Consider the following 20183-nt stretch of genomic DNA (forward strand, 5'->3'; position numbering starts at 1 on the left):
GTTTTGCAATAACAACTTAAATTGCTTAAGCAATCAATTCAACAATTAATGAAAGGAACACTCTCATGCAAGTTACAGGTAACAGCCAACTGCAAATGCAAGCATACAACTCTATGCAACAATCAAAGCCAGCTTTAGAACAAAGCGCTAGCAATAAAACCCTACAATCTGATACAGTGTCTATATCACAAGAAGCACTAGCGGCAGCTGGCGGTGCAGAAATTCAACGCGGTGGCGGGATTATCATTGATCCAGATAAGCGACCTCAATAGCTATTGGAATATGAATGTACTTGACTGAACATTTTGGTTTATCCTTAGGAGCCCTAGTTATATGGGGCTTCATGATGGCCTTTTTCTTTAATATATTTCTTTACTTTGCGACACCTAAAAAAAATTTAACTTTATTACTTAGTTCATTTATTCTTTTTTTATCTTATTTTAGTAGTGACTATTTTTTTTCTTGGTTTTCGACTACTGAAACTTATCTTCACTGGGCTGTATGGGATCTAGTGACAGTCGCAATTTTAATGGGAATTTGGAAATTTTCAAACACAGCTACGCCTTCTTCGTTTTTATACCTCTGTACTGGTTTAATAATCAATTGTTCATTATTTCTGTTAATTTATTATGATATCTACATATTGTATAATAAAGAGCCATGGATTCTCTGGGATATATATTCTTTCGGTGTGAATATTATCGACTTCACAATGATCGTTGCGTTGATTGTTGATAGAGATATTTTAGGGTTAATTAAGCTTAAAAACGGAATTAAAGCATTATTTAAAACACGTAATCTTAGCCACTCACTGTAGTAGTTATGTACATAAATGATGTAATAGGCCCTTATATCGGTGTGCTTATCGAGTGGGGCTTTTTGATGGCTTTCCTTTTTAAATTAGTTTCACAGCTAAATAACCCTGATAAATCAACAGTCCAACTATGTTTTTGCATGGCTTTTTCGTACATACTTAGTGATATTGTTCGTTTGTCATCAAGTAATTATATGAACTGGTTTATCTACGACTTAATAACTATCGTAGTTTTGCTGGCATGGTTTCTTATTATAAAAAAACATCAATTCCTCTTACTTTATTATATTCTAATAGGTCTAGGTCTGAATGCTCTACTGATGCTAGTAACACATTATGATATTTATGTATTGTACAATCGCGAAGAGTGGTGGCTATGGACTGCTTATTCTTATGGGGTGAATACCATTGATTTATTAATGATAGTTGTGCTTGTTACTGAGAAGGATTTTTTATTTTTAAACAAAGTAATATCTAGCGACTCGCTCACTCCAATGAAAAAAATGAACTGTTTGTCGGTAGTTAGATATTAGGTGAGTTTTTATTTAGTCTCACTGATATCAGGCTATGAATATTATACAAGATCAAACAAGCAGTCTAACCCTGTATAATTCTATTCTAATAAACTCTAGAAGCGATATTCCCAACTGGTTTTAACCGCGGTGTTTGTGTCTGAATCATTATTCAGCTCATCTTTGAATACGGAGCCAGTTACTTGCCAAAGGCCGCTAAATAGTGCTTGCTGATAACCAAGCTCTAACTGTACTCGTTTAAATGAGCCAATCTCTTGTGCTGGGGCTGTTATGAGTGACTCCCCGCTTAACCAGCGTAGCTTAGCAAAACCAGCATAACCATTCATTGTGTGATATTGGGCGCCTATGACTGCAGATTTGCTGTTATAAGGTGTTGAGCTGCCCATTAAGCGGTCTTTATGAATATAGCCTGCGCTGATATTAGTTAAGGTATCATTGCCATAAGTGCAATCCATAGCCGACACGCACTCTTGTTGGGTATTGGTATACTCAAGGTAAGTTTTTAGTAGTTGCTTTTGATCGCCAAAAAAAGTTTCTACACCTAGTGTATAAAACGGATCACTGGGAGCAAACCCACTGTCATTTCGCCCCATTATCTCAGTGTAAAATCCAAGCGGTTGACCTGCTATTTGCGTAGAATATTTTGCATCTAGGCTGGTAAGCTGCTGCTTTTTATTGTCAGCTTCTAGTGTTGTGGTATCAATATAAGAGCTGGTTAAGAAATCTGACCCTGATGTGCTGAACGCAATTTCAAGCCCAGGCAGCGGTGTACTGGCAAAACGAATTGCCCAATAATCACCTTCATCATTATTAGTAAGAGTCGGTTTTTGTTTAGCGTAAATACCGGTAAGTTGCCAGTTACCAATAAATGAAAAAAAGCTCGGTCCATCGTATTGCGTATTGGCGCGGTTAACTCTAACGCCTTTCATTGGCGCAGCGTTATTTGATAGGAGTAGGGCATTATCATTACTTGGCCCCCACCAGTGGCTTATTTGTTCTGCGCTAATAGACCAATCGGCAATCAGTACCGCTAAATAACTTCCCTGATAATTTGTGTACTTATCATCTAGCGCTTCATCTGCATAATTAACACTGACCTTGGCACTGACTCTATTTCCTGTAATAGAGCCGTAACTGTTTACTCCGCTTTTTTGTTGATCGCGGCTGCCAAAACTCTGTTGCAAGTTTGAATCACTATTGTAGTTTGCTCTAATACCTGAGCTAGTGCTGTGCTTAGCATTTGCTAGGGCATGTTTTACATGTTGTAAGGCAAATTGACTTTGCACTGATAGCTTATCGCGATCAATATTATTTAGGTCTCGAGCAATACCTTGCCACATCAACGGGTAGCTATTAATTGGTTGCTTTATCACACCTTGATTAAAGAGCATTTCAATTGAAGCGCGTAAGAGTGGATCATCACTTTCAATCCAAGGTCCTGCTATGCTGGGCGCAGAAAGCGAGAGTAATGCGGCAAAGCTCGCAAGCTTAGTTAACTTCATCCGTGTAATTTATCCTCTAAAGCCTTAACGACAATTGGGCTCACAAACTCGCTGACATCACCTTTGTGGCGGGCTACTTCCTTAACTAATGTTGACGAAATAAATGAGTTTTTTTCAGCGGGCGTTAAAAAGACACTTTCTAAATCGGGGTTTAAACGCCTATTCATATTAGCTAGTTGGAATTCATAATCAAAATCAGAAACAGCGCGAATGCCTCTTATGAGTACATTGGCTTGGTGGTCACGAGCTAGATCAGCAAGTAAGCCAGAGAAGCCAATGACACAGACATTATCAATATGATTCAGTAGGCTATTAGCAATTTCTACACGCTCATCTAAGCTAAAGCAGGGTTTTTTGCTTGGGTTATGAGCAATAGCAACAATAACAGTATCAAACATTTTAGCTGCACGTTGAATCAAGTCTGTGTGGCCGTTAGTGAGAGGATCAAAGGTACCAGGGTAAATAGCTGTAACTTTCATATGATTTAGCTTAGTGTTGTTTTTGTGGTTATATTATCAGTGTTTTTACTGCAAATCAGCCTTGTTAAGGTAATCACTTGTTATTACTTAACGTTAGTATTATTCAAGGTGAGTATTGTATCAGTTAGATTTAGAATAGAAATTTTCAAGGTGGTGTTTTATTCGATTGGATTTGTATATACTGCGCGGCTAATATTATTTGCATAAACTTTGAGCATTTACTTTACTAACAACCTAGAGTAGCTGAATATATGAGTACCAAGGATAAAATAATTAAGACCAGCATAGAGCTGTTTAACCAGCACGGGGAACGTGCGATTACAACTAACCATATTGCTTCTCATATGGGGATTAGCCCTGGCAATCTTTATTATCACTTTAAAAATAAAGAAGACATTCTTCGTCATATTTTTGCGCTTTACAGTGAACATTTGCATACCCAATTTACGCCAGTAAGCAATGATAGTGATGGCTTTGTACAGCTCAGTGGCTATTTAGATGCGTTGTTTGAATTAATGTGGCGTTTTCATTTTTTCTACGACAATTTAGGCGATATCCTGTCTCGCGATGAAGTACTAAAAAAAGACTACATAGAATTTCAGTCAGCCTTACTCATGCAAGTGCGTGGTATCATAATAAGCTTACGTGATAACGGCTTAATGGAGCTTGACGATGAAGATGCTACAGAGCTGGCGCACATGTTAAAACTGACCGTAAGCTTTTGGACGCCGTATATTAAGGCACGTCGACTCAGTGGTGAGTTACTACAACAAGATATCTATAAAGGTATTTTAAAAGTGTTAGCGCTGTTTAAAGCTTATGCTGCAGAGCAAAGCTTGCCTAAGTTGAATCAATTAAAAGAAAAATACACCGAACTTGCACAGCAAACTCTACCGACTTAATCCAAACTAAGTTAAGCGGTACTTGTTTATTTCCTAGACGTTAGATTTTTTGCTATAATCGCGCGCCCAGCACTTGGGTGCGTGAATTCTTAAATTGCCAAACGAGTAAACTATGCTTAAATTTATCGTCAAACTTCATCCTGAAATAGCCATTAAAAGCCGTTCAGTACGTAAACGTTTTACTAAAGTGTTAGAAAATAACATTAAAATCGTGCTGCGTAAGCTAGACGAGAAAGTGCAAGTTAAAAACAACTGGGATAATATTTCAGTTGTCACGCTCAGTGACGACGCACAGATACGTCTTGATTTTATTGATTCTCTACAGCGTATACCTGGCATAGTGCAATTTATTGAGGTAACTGAAACAACCTACGAAAACCTTCACGACATCTATGAGATTGCCTTAGATCTTATCGGCCATACCATTGCAGGCAAAACCTTTTGTGTGCGCTGTAAACGACAAGGTAAGCACGACTTTACCTCTACAGATGTAGAGCGTTATGTAGGGGGAGGCCTTAACCAACATGTTGAAGGTGCGCGTGTACAGCTTAGTCGCCCTGAAGTGACAATTCGTATCGAAATAAAAGATGATAAAGCCTATATAGTTACGCAAACTCATTTTGGTATGGCCGGCTTCCCACTACCCACACAAGAAGATGTGCTATCACTTATGTCAGGTGGATTTGACTCTGGTGTTGCTAGCTATCAAATGATCCGTAAAGGTGCACGTACTCATTTTTTATTCTTTAACCTCGGTGGGGCGGCTCATGAGATTGGTGTAAAGCAAGCCAGCTACTATATTTGGAAACAGTTTAGCTCTACACATAAAGTTAAATTTATAAGTGTGGATTTCGAACCTGTTGTTGCTGAAATTCTTGAAAACGTTGAAAACAGCCAAATGGGTGTGGTGCTTAAACGTATGATGATGCGTGCTGGTAGCCAAATAGCCGAGAAAATGGGAGTTCAAGCTTTAGTTACTGGTGAAAGTATTGGGCAAGTTTCAAGCCAAACATTGGCTAATTTAAGCGTGATTGATCGTGTAACTGAAACCCTTATTTTGCGTCCACTTATTCAACATGACAAGCAAGAAATTATAAACATCGCCCGTAAAATTGGCACCGCAGAAATGGCTGAAACTATGCCTGAGTACTGCGGCGTAATTTCGAAAAAGCCGACTGTTAAAGCAAAAATCCAGGTTATTGAAGCCGAAGAGCAAAAGTTTGACTTTGATGTACTCGATACGGTTGTTGCTAATGCTCGTATGATGGACGTGCGTGATATTGACGTAGAAGCAAAACAAGAGCTTAAAGAGGCTGAATCGGTTTCTGATTTACCCGTCGGTGCAGTGGTTGTTGATATTCGTTCACCTGAAGAAGAAGATGCAAATCCGCTCGAGATTAATGGAACTGAAGTTGTGCATTTACCGTTCTTCCGTTTAGCGACTAAGTTTGGGGATTTACCACAAGATAAAGACTACTATTTATATTGCGCGAAAGGGGTGATGAGTCAATTACAGGCGCTGATATTACATGAAAATGGGTTTGCCAATGTGAAGATATATCGCCCATAATAGTTTAGTTAATAGGTAGAAAGCGCGATTAATTCGCGCTTTTTTTATGCCTTATCATATCGAGAAAATACTGATTGTAAGGCGTTTTAACGCCAACTTTTGCTCCCTGTTGGCAAATGTAGCCACACATAGCATCGATTTCAGTTGGGCGGTTATGGGTAATATCCTGCTGCATTGATGAGTAGTTAAATGCAGTATCTGTCATCACTTGGTATGCTGTTGCTAGTGTATCCGCTAGATTGATATTGATACCTGACTTATTGGCAATAAAACACGACTCACTGAGTAAATTAAATACTTCAGTACTGAACCTAGGTGCTGTGAGCTCACCATTTTTAACATTGTAGTGTGCACTTAACGGGTTAATTGCAATATTTATAAGTAACTTCTGCCAACGGATTAAAGCAATGTGTTTGCTATGACGGATATCAGGAATGGCTGATAGCTGTTTAACTATATCTGGTAGACCTTGGGTTGCGATATCATTACAACTGCCTAAAATACTCTCACCATCGCCGGTATGTACCACAGTATTAGAGTCAGCTTTGTAGCCTGCTAAGCGGGTGGTTAAAAAATAGAGAGCTTGTTGGCTTTTTAATTTAGTTAAAATAGGCTGTAGATCACTCATGCCATTATGTGATAAAACCAGCTGACATGATGGACTTAAGTAGGGGAGTAACTGAGCTAAAGCTTCATTTACTTGATATGCTTTAACCGCAAATATAACCGTGTCTATAGGTTTCAATTGTTCTAAATTTTTATTGCTTAAAACATTAACATTGATGATTTTGCTTTTATCAGAATCTTGATAATAATATTGATTGATTACTTTAGCTTTGCGAGAAATTAAGCTGATATGATTGTTAGCGCTTAAAAAGTGACTGTAAAGTAAACCTATTGCTCCATCGCCTACAATAACAATATTATCCATGATTGGGTTTTTTACCAATATGAAAAGCAAATTTGACTATGAAGTAACTGGCAGCACCAGTAAAGTCAGCAATAAAGTCAGCCACAGATGCTTGGCGGTAGGGTAGCATATCTTGCATTACCTCAATGGCGGCACCGTAGCCTGCTAGCGTTAAGATTTGCACCCATAATGGAATTTTAAATGCTTTGTCCATTACAACGGCAAGGACAAAAAAAATGCCAAAGTGGGCAACTTTATCAACATGTGGGAACAGATTGGCAGCGCCTTTGATTTCCTTGGCAAATAAAAAGGTAAAGGCCACTATACTGACTAAAAAAACAGCTTGGTAAACACGCCTAGTCACGATATATCCTAAATCGTTTAAAAATAGAGCCATAGTATATCAAACAAATTTAGTATCGCACCTGAACGAAACACAGAAATATGTAAAGATTTATAAAATAGGCGGTATAATATATAAATTAAAAAATCTTGTTAGGAGAGACTTATGCCTTCTTTTGATATTGTATCTGAAGTAGAAATGAATGAAGCACAAAACGCTGTTGATAATGCAAAACGTGAACTAGACACTCGTTTTGATTTTAGAGGTGTTGATGCATCAATTGAGCTAAATGATAAAACCATAAAACTTAAAGCAGAAGCTGACGCTCAAGTGCTGCAATTATTTGATATTTTAGCAAACAAAATATCAAAACGTGGTATGGATGTATCAAGCCTAGAGTTGCAAGATATCTCTCGTGCAGGAAAAAATGTTTTTCGTAACGTCGCTCTTAAGCAAGGTATTGAAAAAGACGTTGCTAAAAAAGTGGTTAAAGCAATTAAAGATTCAAAAGTGAAAGTGCAAGCTGCGATTCAGGGCGAAGAAATACGAGTGACAGGTAAAAAGCGCGATGACTTACAAGAAGCAATGCAAGTCGTTCGTAGTGCTGAATTGGGGCAGCCATTTCAGTTTAAAAACTTTAGAGATTAATCTAAGTACTGCGACAAGTTTAGGCGCTTTAAAACCTAACGATAGGTAAAGAAAAAGCCCCGTTGAGCAATCAACGGGGCTTTTTAATACTGTTTTATGACTTTAAACTTTAAACTCATCGACTGACAAACGTAATTCCTCAGCGAGCTTTGCAACTTCAGAGCTTGAAATATTAGTTTGGTTCGCCCCTTCAGCTGTTTGCTCGGCAATCGCTACGATTGACTCAAGACGTTCGCTAATTTCTTGAGACACTTGCTGTTGCTCTTGTGCTGCGGTTGATATCTCTTCACTCACGTCATGAGCTTGCGCGACAGCAGTAGTGATAGAATCAAGAGCAGTATTGGCTAAATCTGATTGCTCAACACACGATTCAGCTTGTTGTTTGCCTTTGGACATAGCTGATACTGCTGCTTCAGCACCACTTTGCAGTGATTCGATCATTGCTTGAATTTCTTGTGTTGATTCTTGTGTTTTGCTGGCAAGAGAACGCACTTCATCAGCAACTACGGCAAAACCTCGACCTTGTTCACCTGCACGGGCAGCTTCAATAGCGGCATTAAGTGCGAGTAAGTTAGTTTGATCTGCGATACCACGAATAACATCAAGTATACTGCCAATAGAGGCGCTATCCTGATGTAATTTATTGATCACTTGTGATGCGTCGTCAACTTCGCGGGCGAGTTGTTCAATAGTTGCTTTGTTTTGGCTTGAAATACCTTTAACCCGATCCGCTTCTTTATCGGCATTCTTTATTTCTTTCAGTGCTTGTTGCGCACTGTTGCTAACCGTTTGTGAAGTACTGCTCATTTCGGTGGTCGCAGTCGCAGCTTGTTCTACTTGAGCTTGCTGATTACGGATTGCTTGGCTTGATTCACCAGTAATTGCTGATGTTTCCTCTGATGCAGCTGCAAGTTGAGTAGAGCGTGAAATAATGCCTTGAATTAAGCTTCTTAGGCTATCGATTAGGGTGTTACAACTACGAGACAATTCACCAAACTCATCTTTAGCTGAATCATCTAAGCGCTGTGTCATATCCCCGCTGGCAACGATATCTAAAATGCGATTAACTTCAGCTAATGGTGTTGTTATTCGATTTACGGTGATAAAGGCAACCACAATAGCTAGTAAAGTCGCAGTAATCATACCAATCCATGTCCATAAATTGGCAGAATTAACATCGTTACTCACCCCTTTTTGTAGCTCAAATGCCACGTTACTAGCTTGTTCTACAAGTTCATTGAGTTGTTTTAGCGCAGTGGTGGTGGCTTCATCAGCTTGTGCAAGCTCTGACTTTGTCATCGCGATTACGTCTATTAAGCGCTTTTTGTTAGCCGATAGGCTGTTAGTGCCTTGTATGTTTTCGCGGATAATCACTAAGTAATTATTTAAATCAGCAAATAAGTCAGGGTTATCGGCCTCTACAGCAGGTTTTAATAAACTAATACTACGCTCGACTTCTTCTAAATAATAGAGTTGTTCGTTTTTAACGATATCTAATGTATTTTGAGTTTGAACTGTTAGCATATCTGTACTGTTGGTCACTAGAGATAAAAAGTTATTCTCTAACATATTAGCGGCTTGATAGGCGCGAGCATCATTTTCTTCAAGGCCATCTATATCAATAATATCTAGCACCACTGAGTTTGCATCTTCTGCGGCCAACTCTATTGTTTCAAGCTGAGTTCGGAGTGTTTTGTTAATTTGAAGCTCATCAGCTTTGTCGTTCAATAAGCCATCAACAGCTTTGATGAAACTGTTGTATGTTTTTTGCACATCTTGGCTGTTGCGGTTTAATTGAGGGTGATCACCCACAATGCTTTGTAATTGTGCTTTCGATTTAGCAAAGCGTTGTTTACGTTCTGTAATCGCGGTTTTGATAGGCGCTAGCTCTGCGGTTGAAGTAGTATAAAAGCTGGCTTGTGCAGCTTTACTCATTAATATAAATTCAACTTGAAGGTCTGAACTTTCTTCTAATGCGGGTAATGATAACTGGTTTACCTGTTGTGAAGAATTGTTAATATTTGCAATTCTGAACAGTGAGTTACCCCCAATCAAAAGAAGCAATAGGGTGATGCAGATAAATCCACCCCAAATACGCTGGCTAACAGTTAAGTTCATATGAATTTCCATAAAAGAGTAGTAATTAGACTTTATCGGCTAAATTGCAGATAAGTTAAGTAATTAAATTTAATTACTTTTAACAATTATTATACTAAATCTAACAGAAAAACGCCTTTTTTTCAGTTAAATTTAATTCGATTTGGCAGAAATAACACTAAAGCATTGTTTGTTTTTTAGCTCCATCAAAGTCATAAAGCCCCCCCATACACAGCCAGTATCAAGTGCATGAATATTTTTAAGACCTGTTTTTCCCTCTAAAGATGCCCAGTGGCCAAATACAATATGATTTTTAAATGTGCTAAAACGAGAGTGGGAAAACCAAGGTATTATTGTGTTTGGATCAGCAGTCGCCCCTTTGCATTTTAGGTCTAACTGGCCGTCTATTGTTAAAAAACGCATGCGGGTAAAGTAATTCACAATAAATCGAAATTGCTCATATTGGGTTAGCTGCTCGCTCCATGAAGGAGGATGTTGGTCATACATGCGCTGAAAAAAGATTTGAGCCTCACTGCTTTGGTAGCACTTTTGGGCAAACTGAGCATGATTTAGCGCCTGCTTAATTGACCAGTCTGGGTTAAGGCCTGCATGAGATATAAATACGTTTTCTTGTTCTAGCCATAGCGCTAACGGCTGCTTTAATAGTAACTCAATATAGGCAGGGAGTTTTGGGGAGTCAAAAACAGTGTCTAATTTATCTTTAGGGTTTATCGGTTTACCAAGTAGATAACAAGCAATGAGGTGTAGGTCATGATTACCCAGTGTTACTGTGATGCTATCTTGGTTTTGATATAGATATTCTAAACATGCAAGCGAGTTTGGACCTCGGGCCACAATATCGCCTACCAAGTATAGGTGATCTTTACTCGGATTAAAGTCAACCTGTTGTAACAGGGCTTGAAACTCATCAAAACAGCCCTGTAAATCACCTATCGCATAGTTAGCCATAGTAAATTAATGCAAAATGTTTGGCTGAGCTAATCTAAACACATTAATAGGGGCATCAAACTCAGTGCCAAACTCATTTTTTAACGTGTAGTAACCTTGCATGGTACCCACGGGGGTATCCAACACAGCACCACTGGTGTATTTATAACTTTCACCAGGTCCTATAGTGGGTTTTTCGCCAACAACACCTTCACCTTGAACTTCCACTTCTTTACCATTGGCGTCGGTTATCAACCAGTAGCGACTAACTAGCTTTGCACTACATAAACTGTGGTTTTTTATGGTAATAGAATACGCAAAAACGTATTTATCAAGTTCAGGTTGTGATTGACCTTCTACGTAAAAAGTTTCTACGGATACTTTAATGGGCGAGCCCAAATTACTGCTTGTTGTCATAAATCCAATTAGCTATATCTATAAATTGTTGTAACGAAAGGCTTTCAGCACGAAGAGTAATATCAATGCCAATGCTTGTGAGTTCATCTGCAGTCAGTAAATTAGCTAAGCTGTTACGCAAAGTTTTACGGCGCTGGTTAAAGGCTTCTAGGCAAACCGTGTTTAAGATTTTTACGCTTTTCGCGGTACGTTGATCTGGTTTTTTCGGTATCAAGCGAATAACCGCAGAGTCAACTTTTGGTGCTGGCTTGAAGCATTCAGGCGGCACTTCAACTACAGGCATCGCATTGCAATAATACTGCGTCATAACACTTAAGCGACCAAATGTTTTACTACCAGGGCCTGCCACCATACGTTTTACGACTTCTTTTTGTAGCATAAAATGCATGTGTTCAACATTATCTGCAAATTCAAACAGGTGAAAAAGTAGCGGTGTTGAAATGTTATATGGCAAGTTACCAAATACTTTTAGCTTTTTATCATCACGTACTAAGCTTGAAAAATCAAACTTCATTGCATCGCCTTGATGCACGGTTAGTTTTGGCCCTAAAAATGGGTGCTCAGTTAATCGCTGAGCAAGGTCTTTATCTAGTTCAACAACGGTTAGATGACCACTTAATTCACTTACAGGCTCAGTGATGGCACCAAGACCAGGACCAATTTCTACAAGATTATCTTCAGGTTTTGGATCGATAGCGGTGACTATTTTATCAATAATCGATTCATCGAATAAAAAGTTCTGGCCAAAACGTTTACGGGCACGGTGCCCTAAATGTACTTTATCTGTCATTGATTCTGTGCTTTCTCATGGGCGAGCTTAATTGCTTCGCGGATCGCTAATTCAAAACTACCCACTTCAGCATGACCAGTACCAGCTAAATCTAGGGCTGTCCCATGGTCAACTGAGGTGCGAATAAAAGGTAAACCTAAAGTGATATTCACTGACTTACCAAATCCTTTGTATTTTAGCACAGGTAACCCCTGATCGTGATACATTGCAAGTACAGCATCTGCTTGAGATAGGTATTTATCTTGAAATAATGTATCAGCGGGCAATGGGCCAATTAAATTCATTCCCTGATTGTTTAATAATTCCAGGGTAGGGGTGATGGTTTCAATTTCTTCACGGCCCAAGTGGCCATCTTCACCAGCGTGCGGGTTTAAGCCACACACGAGAATACGTGGTTTTTCAATACCAAACTTAGTTTGTAAGTCATGATTTAAAATGCCGGCTACTTTTGATAAGCGTTCAACTGTTATAGCACGTGATACATAGGCCAAAGGAATATGTGTCGTCACTAGAGCCACACGTAAACCTTCAGTTGCTAACATCATTACTACGTCGGCGGTATTTGATTGCTGAGCAAAGTATTCAGTGTGGCCACTGAATGAAATGCCCGCTTTATTAATAATGCCTTTATGTACAGGCCCGGTAACCACAGCATCAAATGTGCCGTCCATGTTTTTCTCTGACGCTATGCGCAGTGTATCAAGGACATATTGGCCATTTGCATCATCTAATACGCCTAGCTCGACCTGTGCACCTAAATCAACTTGATGTAAATACACAGTCCCAGCAGGGCTGGTGGTGGCAGGTGCTGATTCATCAAATTCAATTAAGTTAATTGTTAAACCAAGCTGTTCAGCTCGTTGCTTTAATAATTGGCCGTCTGCAATTACAACAAGTTGAGCAGGCCAATCATGTTGAGCTAACTTTAGCAGTAAATCTGGGCCAATCCCGGCAGGTTCACCGGGAGTAATCGCTATACGTAACGTCATTTGTTACTCATCAATTGGGAAGATTTCAACGTGGGCTTGTTCACGCATTTCTTGTTGCCAGTTAAAACTTTCTTCTTTAAATTTACGGTTAAATAGCATGCCGTGCGCACGGTTTCTCTTAGCTAGCTCAGTTTTGTCTGCAACACGCTTATCAAGCAGCTGCACAATATGCCAACCAAATGTAGTTCTAAATGGGTCACTAATTTCATTCTGATCAAGCGATAGCAAAGTATCTCTAAACGCAGGTACGTAGGTTGTTGGATCTGTCCAATCGTACTCACCACCTTTAAGTGCTGAACCTGGGTCTTCTGAATACTCTTTAGCTAATTCACCAAAGTCAGCTGTGCCAGCTCGTAGCTCCTTGGCAAAGCCATTTAGCATGGTGCGTGCTTTTTCTTCACTTAAGATAATAGATGGCTTAATCAAAATATGACGAGAACGAACTTCAGTTGTTTCGACCACTTGGCGACCACGAATATCTTGTACTTTTACAATGTGGAAACCTGCACCAGAGCGAAGTGGACCAATTATCGCCTCTTTTTTCGCCCCTTTTACAGCTTCTGCAAATAATGACGGCATTTCGTTAATGCTCATCCAACCTAACTGGCCGCCTTCAAGTGCCTTAGAACCACTCGAGGAAGAGATTGCAATACGTTTAAACTCTTTACCGTCTTGTAAAAACTCGATGACTTTATCAGCACGAGTCTTAGCACTAGCAATTTCATCTGCGGAGGCGTTATTAGGGATATCTATTAAGATATGACCAATATCATATTCTTCCGTATTTTGGCCTTGGCTTTCCATAATCTTTAATAAGTTATCAACTTCTTGTGGGCTGATATAAATACGGCGATCAACGTTAGCACGCATAACTTGTTGCGTGGTGATCTCTTTACGAATCTCTTCACGGTATGATTGAAAGCTTTCACCTGAGGCCTCAATTGTACGACGTAAGTCAGCAATTGTACCGCCTTGCTCTTTCGCCATGCCGACTAGGGTTTGATCAAGTTGACTGTCTGAGATCTCAAGGCCCATACGTTCGGCCAATTGCATCATTAGGGTTTGATTAACCAGACGCTCCATTGCTTGAATACGCAATGTTTCATCAGAAGGAAGTTCTTGGCCTTGTTCCTTCGCTTGTGCTTTAACACGGTTAACGATAGTGTCTACTTCACTTTGTAAAATAACACCCTGGTTAACAATACCTACTACCTTGTCTATTTCAACAGGGGCTGCGATAACACTTTGACATAACCCAAAGCTTAAAAATGCTGATGCTAATAATTTTTTTAAATTCATACTTTTTCTAATACTCTTGCTAATAGTACGGTAATACTAGTTATTAAGAAAATACGGTCTACGATAGCCAAAAATACCTTGTTGTAATAATTTTTGTGCATCATAACGGCTTTTACTACCTAATCCTTTCAAGACAATGTTAAACCCAATGCTTGAATCAAATGTAGCTTGTTCTTGGCCTATAGCCTGGTTTAAATCGGTTTCAATTTGGCGACTAGCTGTTAATTGGAATGCCCAACAGCACGATTCGTATTGCAATCCAGTAAATATTTCAATACTACGCCCCGTCTCTAAGTCACGGTGATAACTGTTTACAAACTGCCATTGTTCACTAATTGGAAAGCTAGTAAAAAAGCCAACTTGTTCGATTGTATTGCCTGAGACATCATTTGCATAGCGATGGTTCAATTGTACCAGCTGATTATTATCACCTTTGTAATCTAAAGTAACGTTAGACTGGATTACTTGTTTCCCATCGGTGTCATATTGAATACCACCTGATAAATACCAGCGACGGTGCCAATGTATCATGCTTTGCGCTGCAAACAATGCATTATAATTAGTGTCGGAATTCAGTCCTTGCTCTGTCGGCTTGGCTGAATCTTCTAAATAAAAAATTTGTCCGGCACTGAAATTAAACAGCTCTTCGCTATTATCGTTAAATAATCGGGTTGTAGCACCTAAAGTAAATTGGTTGGCTGCGGCAATACGATCAATGCTCGAAAAACGACTGTCGCGAAATAAACCAAAAAAATCATCTTGTAGTTTTGTTGTATCGTATAAACCAATATCAGATTGATCCTCATCAGGTGTATATAAATATTGCACCTGAGGTTCAAGAGTTTGAATGCCGTTACTAACTAACGTTGTATCACGCTCAAAGTTTAGCTGGCTATACAAACGCACTTTAGGCAAGGTTCTGGATACTGACTCAGAATACCCGCTTCCGGCTAAATCACCTTCTTGTTTGTAGTTAGTGTGTAAAACACTAAACTCAGATAAAAATGACCATGCATACTCTTGATAGCCATAACTCGCTTTTGGTTCAATATGCACACGTGTTGCTTTATCGATGATTGCAGAGCTATTGGTAAAGTGGCTTAACTCACCATCCAGAGTTAGCTCAATATCACTGAAGCTAAATGGCGCTGTTTGAGAAAAACTAATTTGTGGCCAAGCCGCATATGACTCAACGTGATTACCCAACACTTCAAAGTTTTGCACTTTTATATCAGTACGCCAGCGTTCGCCTAAGTACGATAATGAACCGGTACGGTACAACTGAGTATCTGTGCGGGTGGCATAATCTGAACCCAAATCAGTTAGGTAGTTATCATCACTAACATTCGTAATATCTATGTTGGCTCGCCATTTTTCACCAAAGTAGCTTTGTTGCTGCCAATGAAAAAGGTAACGGTCGCCTAATTCAGGCTCTGAATCATCTTTATTTAAATATTCTAAGCCTAATAAACCTTCACTGCTTTCACTCAAATAGCGAAACTCAGTAATTAATTGCAGTCCTTTTTTAGACATATACCTAGGTGTTATAGTAGCATCGTAATTGGGCGCAATGTTCCAGTAATAAGGAGTAACAGACTCGATACCATAACGGTCGGAAGCTGAAAAGTTCGGTGTTAGTAAGCCAGACTTTCGACGGTCATCAATGGGAAATGTAAAATAGGGTAAGTACAGCACTGGCGTATCCATTATACGCAATACCATATCGTGGGTTTCACCCCAACCTTCTTCTCGAGATAAGTCGATTTCATCTGCTTCTATTGCCCAAAGAGGAACCGCTTCCGGACAGGTAGTAAAGCTTGCGTTCAGCAGGTTTAAGCCAGACTCGTTGACTGTGAGCTTTTCGGCACCACCGTGACCTTGTTGCTGTGTTAATTTGTAATCTGCGCCAAGCAAACTGATTTGTGAATTATTTAAATCTGCATTTAATCCAGCACTATTTACTTCGCTCACAGTGTCGCGGTAAGTAATTGGGCCTGTGGCATTAAGTAACCCACGCTGTTTGTCAATAAGTGCACTTTGTGCGGACAAACTCATAGTAAGGGTGTTAATATCAACGTTACCGGTAAATTCTGCGCTTTGGGTACCAAGCAGTTCAATATCATCTGAACGGATATCGACCATGCCCAAGTCAAGGCCAGCAAGCGGTTGCCAAGCTCTGGTTTGCATTGAATTGCCACAAAAGTTGTGTGTCAGCTCAGTTTCGGCAAGCGATGGTGCGCTAATTACGCTTAGCATCATTATGCCCCAGGTTTTGCTCATTTATTAACCTTAATATGCTGTCATTGAATATAGGTCTGACATAATAAAGGAAAACAATGGCAAATACAGTATTTGACTTAGTGAAAAATAGATATCGAGTGTAATGAATCGTTTTAAAAGTTTACAACAGTTTTTAACCCCGCACTTTAATGATGAAGAATATCAGTTAGCTGCGATCACGGGAGATGCCAGTTTTCGTCGCTATTTTCGCTTAAATCGCGGTCAAGATAGCTTTATCGTGATGGACTCCGATCCGCAAGTTCTCGATAACACACCTTACATAGAACTTAATAAAGTGTTTTCAGAGCACGGTTTTACTCTACCTGAAATTCTACACGCGGACGAAAAACAAGGTTTTTTCTTATTAAGTGACCTTGGTAACACACACCTTGCAGATTTGCTCGATGATGAAGAGCGTACAAATCATTATAAACATTTGATAGATCTCAGTGCGCAATGGGCAAAAATGCCAGCTGTTGAGCATATGAAGGATTTTGACCGCAACTTCTTAGAGTTTGAACTAAGCATATTCTTAGAATGGCTTGTTGAAGAGTTTTTATCGTTAGAGTTAAATGATTCAACAAAAGCTATTTGGAAAAATAGCTGTGAAGTATTAATTGAAAATATTTTAGCGCAACCTACGGTAACTGTTCATCGAGATTTTCATAGCCGTAACATTATGCGTAGTAATCAGCAGTGGGCCATCATTGATTACCAAGATGCAGTACAAGGCCCAGTGTGTTACGACCTAGTGTCTTTATTGCGCGATTGTTATTTTAAGTTACCTCACGATGAGCTTGAATACTTACTTAAGCATGCATATAAAGAGTTTGAACAACAAGGTTTAATTAGCGAGGTTAGCTTTTCAAAGTTTACCCAATGGTTTGATTTAACCGGCGTGCAACGTCACTTAAAAGCGGCGGGAATTTTCTGTCGACTCAATTTACGTGATGGCAAACTTGGTTATATGAATAACGTATTACCGACACTACGTTACATAGTGGATGTTTCAAAAGAGCATGCTACGTTGGCGGAACTGGGTTCTTGGATAGAGGAAGAAATTATTCCTGCCACACTTCTTGCTGTTAAAGAACACATAGGCAATTAACATGAAGGCGATAATTTTAGCGGCAGGACGTGGTCAGCGAATGATGCCTTTGACCGCATCAATGCCCAAACCTATGTTAACAATAATAGGCAAACCATTAATTGAATACCATATTGAGCGCTTAAAAGCGGCAGGTATTACTGAAATAGTTATTAATCTTGCGTGGCACGCAAACAAGATAACTGAGTACTTTGCTGATGGCCAAGCATTTGGCGTTAATATCCATTATAGCCAAGAGCCCGAGCAAGGCCTTGAAACTGCCGGTGGGATAGTTCGAGCCTTACCATTTTTAGGTGATGACTTTATTGTTGTTAATGGTGATGTATTTACCGATTATGATGTGAATGCATTAAAAGCGCTGCATTTAGATGAAGGTGAAGGTCATATCGTCCTTGTTGAAAATCCACCTCATAACCCTAATGGTGACTTCACATTGCGCCACTTAGGGCCGCAAAGTCAAAAGTATACGTTTTCTGGCATTAGCCGGTTTAAAGCATCGTTTTTCCAGGGCATACCAGATGGTGTATTACCGTTGGGACCTCTACTACGCGAGCGTTTAGCTTCGGCTGATATATCAACTGAACTTTACATCGGTATGTGGAATGATATTGGAACACCTGAGCGTTTAACACAGTTAAATGAGCAATTAACCGAAACACTAAAAGGAGTGCCTCATGTGGGGTAAGATTTTAGGGGCCTGTTTTGGCTTTATGTTTGGCCGAATAATAGGCTTATTTATCGGCCTTTATTTAGGTCATATGTTTGATAAAAGCCTCAAGCAAAATTTTGATAAAGCGGGTGGTTTTTCAAGTTTATTTAATGGTGATGATGATATTGACCAACGCCAGGCGCTGTTTTTTACCAGCTGCTTTGCTGTCATGGGGCATATTGCTAAATCAAATGGCCGAGTGAGTGAAACACATATTCGGGCAGCTAGCTTATTTATGGACGAAATGGGCTTGTCAGGTGAAAACCGAACAGAAGCACAAGATGCATTCAAGGCTGGCAAAGAAGCTGACTTTTCATTAAAAGAAACGGTATATGACTTTAAAGAGCGATTTGCACGTCGCCATGATTTACTGCAGTTATTTTTAGAAATTCAAATACAAATGGCCTTTTCTGACGGCGTATTAGCAGCGCAAGAAAAAGAGCTATTGCAAGAAGTCAGTAAGCAGTTAGGGATTTCGAAAACCCACTTTGCATTTGTGCTAAAACGCTATCAGGCAGAGTTTAACTTTCGCCAGCAACAACAACGTTACCAGCAGCAACAGCAGCGCCAGCAAGGGCAAAGCAGTAGCTATCGAGAAGGCTCTGGTCATCATGTACCGCCAAATAACAATGGTATGAGTCGCACTCAAGCATTGGCATTGTTAGGGCTTAATAATGAAGCCAGTGCACGAGATATTAAAGTCGCGTACCGTAAGCTTATGGCACAACATCATCCAGATAAGCTCGTTTCTCAAGGGTTACCAAAGCATATGATGGAGTTGGCCGTTAAAAAGAGCCAAGATATCCAATCAGCCTACGAGTTTTTAAAAAAGGCGGCGTAAAAAGCCGTCTATCTCCTTACTTAAGCGCTCATGTTGCTGTGGCTCTGAGCGCAGACCAAAAAGCTCTCGCTGGCGGTAATCATATTTACTGTGACGTTTTACCCAACGTTTTCTATCTGCCACGCTAAGTAATAAGTCGGGGTTATCGTTACTGTAAAAAATATCTAATAGCGGTGGGCTTATTGTCGACACTAGAGTGTTTAACTGTTGGTTTCGTTCAGGGTTAGGTAAATAGCTGCTCAAGCTAATGAATGCATCAATGTTGTTATTTGGAAAGCTTGCATAATGCTCCAGTAGTACGCCAGCACTCGCTCCTTGAGCAATAAGTACTATTTTACCGCCTTCATCAAGCGCGCTTTGGTATAGGGCTTCAAAACGAACCACTAAGTTTTCTTTATAATCATCTATTACATCGTCATTGATATATGCAAGTGCATCAACGTGTTTCGGTGTAACCGCGTTTTCGCTCGCATCAGTTTGTTCAGTTACGGTTTCTTTGTCAGCTTCAGAGCTTGGCTCTATGGCTGCACCTTCTTGTTCAGCTGTAGCAATTTCAGTTTCACTGTCATCTTCTTCGGTGCTTTGCTCCGCGCTGGCTTGCCAATCGATATCAGGCACCGTCATAGCTATCGTGGTATAGCCAAAGTCATTTAAATGAGTACGTAAAAAGTTAATACCATCATTATTGGTGGGTAAATGCTGCCAATCAGGGATGATCAATACAACGCCGCGCTGCTCTGCGCTCATATACTCTCGGTATAAACTAATAAACTCTTGCTCGCCGACTTGCAGTGGCTTTATTTCACCTTGCGGCATTAATCGAGATATATCGCTACTGGTAATAGTCGACCAAGGGGTCGGTGCTATATGCTCAGCCGCACGCGCTTGCTGGCTAATGAGTAAAGCACCCAATACGCTGATTGATAAAGCTAAGCGTGTTCGTTGCTTAATTAAAGCAGCTAAAACCATAAACAATAACACCGATAAAAACTAATAATTAGCTA

At 39.7% G+C, this 20183-nt stretch carries 20 protein-coding genes; 8 read left to right on the top strand and 12 right to left on the bottom strand.

What is annotated here, in order from left to right; all coding sequences use genetic code 11:
- Positions 1-65: 65 nt before the first annotated feature.
- Together QMA12_RS07650 and QMA12_RS07655 are read left to right on the top strand one after the other, a co-directional pair.
- Complete coding sequence (locus tag QMA12_RS07650) at positions 66-272, top strand: hypothetical protein (RefSeq protein ID WP_087533500.1); 207 nt, start codon at positions 66-68, stop codon at positions 270-272.
- Positions 273-286: 14 nt separating this feature from the next.
- Complete coding sequence (locus tag QMA12_RS07655) at positions 287-817, top strand: hypothetical protein (protein WP_087533501.1); 531 nt, start codon at positions 287-289, stop codon at positions 815-817.
- Between the two features lie 625 nt (positions 818-1442).
- Here the strand turns inward: QMA12_RS07655 and QMA12_RS07660 are convergent.
- The gene (locus QMA12_RS07660) at positions 1443-2849 is read right to left on the bottom strand and encodes a capsule assembly Wzi family protein (protein WP_290209116.1); all 1407 of its coding nucleotides are present in this window, start codon (positions 2847-2849) and stop codon (positions 1443-1445) included.
- Complete coding sequence (coaD, locus tag QMA12_RS07665) at positions 2846-3328, bottom strand: pantetheine-phosphate adenylyltransferase (protein ID WP_087533505.1); 483 nt, start codon at positions 3326-3328, stop codon at positions 2846-2848. Before coaD ends, QMA12_RS07660 begins: the two co-directional genes overlap by 4 nt.
- 251 nt (positions 3329-3579) lie before the next feature.
- Here coaD and QMA12_RS07670 point away from each other — a divergent pair, with 251 nt between their 5' ends.
- On the top strand, positions 3580-4230 hold the full coding sequence (locus tag QMA12_RS07670; protein WP_087533506.1) for a TetR/AcrR family transcriptional regulator: 651 nt from the start codon (positions 3580-3582) through the stop codon (positions 4228-4230).
- Between the two features lie 112 nt (positions 4231-4342).
- Entirely contained in the window at positions 4343-5800 is a 1458-nt protein-coding gene (gene thiI, locus QMA12_RS07675; RefSeq protein ID WP_290209119.1) for a tRNA uracil 4-sulfurtransferase ThiI, read from the top strand.
- A gap of 28 nt (positions 5801-5828) precedes the next feature.
- On the opposite strand, the gene QMA12_RS07680 is transcribed toward thiI, so the two are convergent.
- Positions 5829-6731: a 2-dehydropantoate 2-reductase gene (locus QMA12_RS07680; RefSeq protein ID WP_290209121.1), complete on the bottom strand. Its 903-nt coding sequence runs from the start codon at positions 6729-6731 to the stop codon at positions 5829-5831.
- Positions 6724-7074, bottom strand: coding sequence for a VanZ family protein (locus tag QMA12_RS07685; protein WP_290209123.1), 351 nt, complete (start codon positions 7072-7074; stop codon positions 6724-6726). The genes QMA12_RS07680 and QMA12_RS07685 overlap by 8 nt, the downstream gene beginning before the upstream one ends.
- Before the next feature lie 144 nt (positions 7075-7218).
- Here QMA12_RS07685 and QMA12_RS07690 point away from each other — a divergent pair, with 144 nt between their 5' ends.
- Positions 7219-7701 carry a YajQ family cyclic di-GMP-binding protein gene (locus QMA12_RS07690; protein WP_087533509.1) on the top strand — a complete coding sequence of 161 codons (483 nt, stop codon included), beginning with the start codon at positions 7219-7221 and terminating at the stop codon, positions 7699-7701.
- Between the two features lie 102 nt (positions 7702-7803).
- Here QMA12_RS07690 and QMA12_RS07695 read toward each other — a convergent pair whose 3' ends face one another.
- From QMA12_RS07695 to lptD, 7 genes are all read right to left on the bottom strand, one after another.
- Entirely contained in the window at positions 7804-9819 is a 2016-nt protein-coding gene (locus tag QMA12_RS07695) for a methyl-accepting chemotaxis protein (RefSeq protein ID WP_290209124.1), read from the bottom strand.
- A 132-nt stretch (positions 9820-9951) separates the two neighbouring features.
- Positions 9952-10767, bottom strand: coding sequence for a symmetrical bis(5'-nucleosyl)-tetraphosphatase (locus QMA12_RS07700; protein WP_290209126.1), 816 nt, complete (start codon positions 10765-10767; stop codon positions 9952-9954).
- Positions 10768-10773: 6 nt separating this feature from the next.
- On the bottom strand, positions 10774-11163 hold the full coding sequence (gene apaG, locus QMA12_RS07705) for a Co2+/Mg2+ efflux protein ApaG (protein WP_087533512.1): 390 nt from the start codon (positions 11161-11163) through the stop codon (positions 10774-10776).
- Positions 11147-11953, bottom strand: coding sequence for a 16S rRNA (adenine(1518)-N(6)/adenine(1519)-N(6))-dimethyltransferase RsmA (rsmA, locus tag QMA12_RS07710; protein WP_290209129.1), 807 nt, complete (start codon positions 11951-11953; stop codon positions 11147-11149). The genes apaG and rsmA overlap by 17 nt, the downstream gene beginning before the upstream one ends.
- Positions 11950-12942 (bottom strand): 4-hydroxythreonine-4-phosphate dehydrogenase PdxA, encoded by a 993-nt coding sequence (gene pdxA / locus QMA12_RS07715; RefSeq protein WP_087533514.1) that lies wholly within the window; start codon positions 12940-12942, stop codon positions 11950-11952. Before pdxA ends, rsmA begins: the two co-directional genes overlap by 4 nt.
- Before the next feature lie 3 nt (positions 12943-12945).
- Positions 12946-14241, bottom strand: coding sequence for a peptidylprolyl isomerase SurA (surA, locus tag QMA12_RS07720; protein ID WP_087533515.1), 1296 nt, complete (start codon positions 14239-14241; stop codon positions 12946-12948).
- Positions 14242-14277: 36 nt separating this feature from the next.
- On the bottom strand, positions 14278-16521 hold the full coding sequence (lptD, locus tag QMA12_RS07725; RefSeq protein ID WP_290209132.1) for an LPS assembly protein LptD: 2244 nt from the start codon (positions 16519-16521) through the stop codon (positions 14278-14280).
- Between the two features lie 103 nt (positions 16522-16624).
- Here lptD and QMA12_RS07730 point away from each other — a divergent pair, with 103 nt between their 5' ends.
- Genes QMA12_RS07730 through djlA form a run of 3 tightly spaced genes read left to right on the top strand, consistent with a single transcriptional unit; the run spans position 16625 to position 19179 of the window.
- Complete coding sequence (locus QMA12_RS07730) at positions 16625-17629, top strand: phosphotransferase (protein WP_290209134.1); 1005 nt, start codon at positions 16625-16627, stop codon at positions 17627-17629.
- A gap of 1 nt (position 17630) precedes the next feature.
- Entirely contained in the window at positions 17631-18314 is a 684-nt protein-coding gene (murU, locus tag QMA12_RS07735; protein WP_290209135.1) for an N-acetylmuramate alpha-1-phosphate uridylyltransferase MurU, read from the top strand.
- Positions 18304-19179 carry a co-chaperone DjlA gene (gene djlA, locus QMA12_RS07740; RefSeq protein ID WP_290209137.1) on the top strand — a complete coding sequence of 292 codons (876 nt, stop codon included), beginning with the start codon at positions 18304-18306 and terminating at the stop codon, positions 19177-19179. The genes murU and djlA overlap by 11 nt, the downstream gene beginning before the upstream one ends.
- Here djlA and QMA12_RS07745 read toward each other — a convergent pair.
- Positions 19162-20148, bottom strand: coding sequence for a DUF3530 family protein (locus tag QMA12_RS07745; RefSeq protein ID WP_290209139.1), 987 nt, complete (start codon positions 20146-20148; stop codon positions 19162-19164). The two genes, djlA and QMA12_RS07745, sit on opposite strands and share 18 nt — an antisense overlap.
- Positions 20149-20183: the final 35 nt, after the last annotated feature.

Origin of the sequence: Pseudoalteromonas sp. APC 3893 (assembly GCF_030408095.1) — a bacterium.
In the GTDB taxonomy this organism is placed as follows: Bacteria; Pseudomonadota; Gammaproteobacteria; order Enterobacterales; family Alteromonadaceae; genus Pseudoalteromonas.